The 849-nt window shown below is 78.2% G+C and carries 1 protein-coding gene; it reads right to left on the reverse strand.

Features of this window, described 5'->3' with window-relative positions:
- Window positions 1–798: 16S rRNA (cytidine(1402)-2'-O)-methyltransferase (gene rsmI / locus ACOV8S_RS00670; RefSeq protein WP_448315655.1), on the reverse strand; the 798-nt coding region annotated here is incomplete at its 3' end.
- Window positions 799–849: the final 51 nt, after the last annotated feature.

The raw sequence follows: 849 nt of genomic DNA on the forward strand, positions 1-849 counted from the left end.
GAAGACGTCCCGCTTCGGGAGACCCGCCTCCGCCGCGACCGCCGCGATCGCCTCCTTGCGCCGCTCCCCGGCCTCCTCCCGCACCCGCACCCGCCGGACCAGCTCCTCCGCGTCGACGTCCCCCGGCGCCGGCTCGGGCGCGCCCTCGACGACCACGGTGATCTCGCCCCGCACGCCCTCCTTGGCCCACGCGGCCAGCTCCGCGAGCCCGCCGCGCCGGACCTCCTCGTACGTCTTGGTGAGCTCCCGGCAGACCGCGGCCCGCCGGTCCGCGCCGAACACCTCGGCCATCGCCTCGAGCGTGTCGTCCAGCCGGTGCGGCGCCTCGAAGTAGACGAGGGTGCGCCGCTCCCCGGCGACCTCCCGCAGCCGCCCCAGCCGCTCGCCCGCCTTGCGCGGCAGGAACCCCTCGAAGCAGAACCGGTCCACCGGCAGCCCGGACAGCGCCAGCGCGGTCAGCACCGCCGACGGCCCCGGCACCGCGGTGACCTTGATGTCGTGCTCGACGGCCGCGGCGACCAGCCGGTACCCGGGGTCGGAGACCGACGGCATGCCCGCGTCGGTCACCAGCAGCACCCGCGCCCCGCCCCGCAGCGCCTCCACCAGCTCGGGCGTGCGGGCGGTCTCGTTGCCCTCGAAGTAGGAGACGACCCGCCCCTCGGTGCGCACCCCGAGCGCCTGGGTGAGGCGGCGCAGCCGGCGGGTGTCCTCGGCGGCGACCACGTCGGCCGTGGCGAGCTCCTGGGCGAGGCGCGGCGGGGCGTCCGCCACGTCCCCGATGGGCGTCCCGGCGAGCACGAGGACACCGCCCCCGGGGGCGGGAGAGGCGGCGCGCGGGGCGTCGGAGGC

The organism is Streptomyces sp. CO7 (assembly GCF_053474865.1).